This window comes from Streptomyces griseorubiginosus (assembly GCF_017614965.1).
In the GTDB taxonomy this organism is placed as follows: Bacteria; Actinomycetota; Actinomycetes; order Streptomycetales; family Streptomycetaceae; genus Streptomyces; species Streptomyces griseorubiginosus_B.
Map to the genome: position 1 here is coordinate 1 of NZ_WVUG01000498.1, position 3,849 is coordinate 3,849.

General features: G+C 71.9%; 5 protein-coding genes. 3 read left to right on the plus strand and 2 right to left on the minus strand.

Translation table 11 applies throughout. The features are described 5' to 3' along the window. Positions 1-635: alpha/beta fold hydrolase (locus GRC12_RS42585; RefSeq protein ID WP_208785806.1), on the plus strand; the 635-nt coding region annotated here is incomplete at its 5' end. A 22-nt stretch (positions 636-657) separates the two neighbouring features. On the opposite strand, the gene GRC12_RS42590 is transcribed toward GRC12_RS42585, so the two are convergent. After that, positions 658-1,122: a DUF2267 domain-containing protein gene (locus GRC12_RS42590; protein ID WP_208785807.1), complete on the minus strand. Its 465-nt coding sequence runs from the start codon at positions 1,120-1,122 to the stop codon at positions 658-660. A 94-nt stretch (positions 1,123-1,216) separates the two neighbouring features. Continuing rightward, the gene (locus GRC12_RS42595) at positions 1,217-1,639 is read right to left on the minus strand and encodes an Hsp20/alpha crystallin family protein (RefSeq protein WP_208785810.1); all 423 of its coding nucleotides are present in this window, start codon (positions 1,637-1,639) and stop codon (positions 1,217-1,219) included. 172 nt (positions 1,640-1,811) lie between these two features. On the opposite strand from GRC12_RS42595, the gene GRC12_RS42600 reads away from it, so the two are divergent. Next, the gene (locus GRC12_RS42600; RefSeq protein WP_208785808.1) at positions 1,812-2,114 is read left to right on the plus strand and encodes a hypothetical protein; all 303 of its coding nucleotides are present in this window, start codon (positions 1,812-1,814) and stop codon (positions 2,112-2,114) included. Positions 2,115-2,165: 51 nt separating this feature from the next. Further along, the gene (locus tag GRC12_RS42605; protein WP_208785809.1) at positions 2,166-3,587 is read left to right on the plus strand and encodes an alginate lyase family protein; all 1,422 of its coding nucleotides are present in this window, start codon (positions 2,166-2,168) and stop codon (positions 3,585-3,587) included. Positions 3,588-3,849 lie beyond the last annotated feature (262 nt).

The window sequence follows — 3,849 nt, forward strand, 5'->3', positions numbered from 1 at the left end:
CCCCCGTACACCCCGGCTGGGACGGCACCCCCCGCCCCGCCTGGTGCACCGGCGTCGACGACCTCGCGCTCCTCTACCTGCACCTGCTGGAGGACCGCGGACTGGAGGACGTCCTAGTCGTCGGCTCCTCCCTCGGAGGCTGGATCGCCGCCGAGATGGCCGTACGGGACACCGCTCGCCGTATCACCGGACTGGTACTGATCGACGCGGTCGGCGTGTACGTCGAGGACGAACCGATCGCCGACTACTTCGCCCTCGACCCCCGGGCCGCCGCCGGCCTCTCCTGGCACGACCCGGACCGCTACTACATCGACCCGGCCCAGCTGCCCGCCGACCAACTCGCCATCCGCCAGGCCAACATGGCGACCATGCGCGCCCTCGCCGGCGACCCCTACATGCACGACCCCAAGCTGCTGCGGCGCCTGGGCCGGGTCAGGCAGCCCGCGCTCCTCGTCTGGGGCGAGAGCGACCGGATCGTCACCCCGGCCTACGGTGCCGCCTACGCGGCCGCCTTCGCCGACGCCCGCCTGGAGATCGTCCCCAAGGCCGGTCACCTCCCCCAACTCGAGCAGCCGGAGGCGACGTTCGAGCTGATCGACACCCATCTGCGTCGGACGACGACGACCAGCCGATGACGGCCGACGCCGATGGAGCGGGTCAGGCCAGACTCATGTCTCCCGCGCTCCGGGCCAGTTCGGCCCGGCCGAACAGCAACGCATAACCGCGCGGGAGTTGACGCAGGATGCGCTCCACCAGGTCGTCTCCGACGAACTTCGGCAGGACCGACAGGACCGAGCTGACGTCCCAGCGGGCGGTGGCCGGGGTGGCGCCCTCGATGCGGGCCGCCACCGAGTCGACGAACTCCTGGGCGGTCAGGGGGCGGGTGGCCGGGATCTGGGCGGCGATCAGCCGGGCCGCCGCTTCGGGCAGGGCGCGGGCGAGGTCGACGCGCTCGTCGCCGACGACGTGGCCGCCGAGGGCCGACAGGACGATCCGGGTGACCCGTTCCGCCTCCGCCCGGGTCGGGTACTGACCCAAATCCCTTACCTTCTCGATCAGTTCGCTCCATCCGGCGTCGGTCCGCGGGGCCTCGATCGTGCTGGGCGCCGTCGTCACGGTCATGGGCGGGCTTCTCCTCCAGTGCGCGCGGGGTCGTGGGCGCGTCCCGCAGACGGCCGGCGTGGCACGGACCTGCGGGACGCGGCGGCTGAACCGATTACTTGCCGATTTCCTTGCGGTCCCGGCCGCCCGAGATCTGGATGCGGCGCGGCTTGGCCTGTTCGGCCACGGGGATGCGCAGGGTGAGCACGCCTGCGTCGTACGAGGCGTCGATGCGTTCCGTGTCGAGGGTGTCGCCGAGGAAGAGCTGCCGGGTGAAGGAGCCCGTGGGCCGTTCGGCGACAATCAGCTCGGCGCCCTCGGGGGCGGGGCTGCGGCGCTCGGCGCGGACATTCAGGACGTTGCGCTCGACGTCCAGCTCGATCGTCTCGGGGTCGATGCCGGGGAGGTCGAAGTGGACGACGAAGTCGTCACCGGACCGGTAGGCGTCCATCGCCATCGCGGCGGGGCGGGCGTTGGAGCCGAGGACCTGCTGCGCGAGACGGTCGAATTCGCGGAACGGGTCGGTACGCATGAGCATCACGGGTCACTCCTCTCTTCTGGGGCTGAGGTGCGATGCCCTACGGCTTCTTATATAGCTCGGAGGAGAAAACTTGACAAGCCCCGACTCAGGTACGGGGCGACGCCCAGGTGGGAGCTAGCCTCGAGAACCTCGGGGGCGGGCGTATCAGTCAAAGCGGCAGGAGGCAGACATGGCCGGAGTTCCCAGCGCGGTGGTCGCGGCGGGCGGGCTGGTCGGCGGGTACGGCGTGGCCCGCTGGACGAAGAAGCGGCAGCTGGGCGGGGCCGTACTGGCCGTCGCCGGCGCCGCGGCGGCGCACCAGTGGCGGCAGCGGGCGGGCGGGAAGGCGGCCGGGGCGCTGACGGCCGCGTATGTCGCCGGGTTCGCCGGGTCGCATCCGCTGGCGAAGAAGGTGGGCGCGTGGCCGGCGGTGTTCGGCGTGGCGGGTGCCGTGGCACTGGCGTCGTGGGTGGTGGCGGACCGGCGGGGATAAAGACGGCGCGGGGTTTTCGTTATCGGGTCCGCGTGCGGCCGTCTCCGGGGCATGCACGCGACACGAGAGATCAGCCGCCGCACCCTGCTGAAGGCCACCGGCGCCGCGGCCGGGGCGGCCGGTATCGCCACCGCCGCCTCCCCCTCCTCCGCGGCCACCGGCTACGCGCACCCCGGTCTCCTCCACACCGGCGCGGACCTGGCCCGTATGGCGGCGAAGGTGAAGGCCGGCACGGCGCCCTACACCGCCGGGTACGCGAGGCTGACCGCCAACCGGCATGCGCAGAGCGGCTGGAGAGCCAACCCGCAGGCGACGGTGTACCGGGGCGCGGGCTCCCCGCAGAACTACACCATCCTCTACAACGACATCCACTCCGCCTACCAGAACGCCCTGCGCTACCACGTGAGCGGCGACAGCGCGCACGCCGACACAGCGGTGGCGATCCTCAACGCCTGGTCGTCGAAGCTGACCTCACTCCAGGGTTCGGCCGACCGCTTCCTCGCCGCGGGTCTCTACGGCTACCAGTTCGCCAACGCGGCCGAACTGGTACGCGACCACGCCGACTTCGACCTCGGCCGCTTCCAGCACATGCTCACCGAGGTCTTCGCACCGCTCAGCGAGGACTTCCTGGTGCACCACAACCACGCGGTCGTCACGAACTACTGGACCAACTGGGACCTCACGGCCATGGCCTGCGTCCTGGCCACCGGCATCTTCTGCGACGACAAGGCCCAAGTCGCCCGCGCCATCGACTACTTCAAGCACGGCGAGGGACTCGGCTCGATCCGCCACGCCATCCCCGTCGTGCACGACGACGGGCTCGGCGAATGGCTGGAGGCGGGCCGCGACCAGGGCCACGCCCTCCTCGGGGTCGGGCTCATGGGCACGTTCTGCGAGATGGCGTGGAACCAGGGCGTCGACCTGTACGGCTACGACGACAGCCGGTTCCTCAAGGGCGCGCAGTACGTGGCGAAGTGGAGCCTGGGTGGAAAGGTGTCGTACACCGCGAACACCCGGCGCAAGGGAGCGATCGGCGGCTGGTCCGGCACGGAGACCGCCACGGCGGCGGCGGGCGTCGACCCGAACATGCGGCGGCCCATCTGGGCGATGATCGCCAACCACTACACGAAGCGGCGGGGCTTGTCGGCGCCGTACCTCACGCAGATCGCCGCGAGGACGGCACCCGAGGGCGGGGGCGGCGACTACGGCCCCAACAGCGGGGGTTACGACCAACTGGGCTTCGGCACGCTGGCATACACCCGGGACCGATCAACAAGCCCCTCGGCATCACCGGCCCCGTCACCATCACCGTCGGCTACCACAAAGGGCACGCCCGCCTCACCCAACGACCTGGCGGCCACGGGGTCGGCGGACGTGATCGGTTGGACGGCGGCGGCGGGGGTCACGGCGATCGCGGGCGGCCTGCTCTTCCTGCGACGCCGGGACAGGGCCCCCCGCGACGGCGCTGAATAGAACCGCGGGTCCAGCGCACGGGCGGAGTGGCGCAACCCGGCGCAACGGGGTGCCGCCCGCGCCCACCCGTGCCGCCCCAGCGGCACGCCTGCCCGCGGACAGTAAGCGGTCGATCGGCGGAGAGCCAGCCCGGCGGACAAGGGACAGGCGAAGCCGCGCCGGGCGCCCCGCAGGCCATGCGACAGGCGAAGCCGCGCCTGGTGCCCCGCGGGGTCCGCCGGTGTGGATGGTGGACGGACCCGCGGGCGCGTACGGCGGGAAG

Coding starts and splice junctions, on each gene's coding strand:
- GRC12_RS42590 (WP_208785807.1), bottom strand. CDS start 1,122: ATGACCGTGACGACGGCGCCCAGCACGATCGAGGCCCCGCGGACCGAC.
- GRC12_RS42600 (WP_208785808.1), top strand. CDS start 1,812: ATGGCCGGAGTTCCCAGCGCGGTGGTCGCGGCGGGCGGGCTGGTCGGC.
- GRC12_RS42595 (WP_208785810.1), bottom strand. CDS start 1,639: ATGCTCATGCGTACCGACCCGTTCCGCGAATTCGACCGTCTCGCGCAG.
- GRC12_RS42605 (WP_208785809.1), top strand. CDS start 2,166: ATGCACGCGACACGAGAGATCAGCCGCCGCACCCTGCTGAAGGCCACC.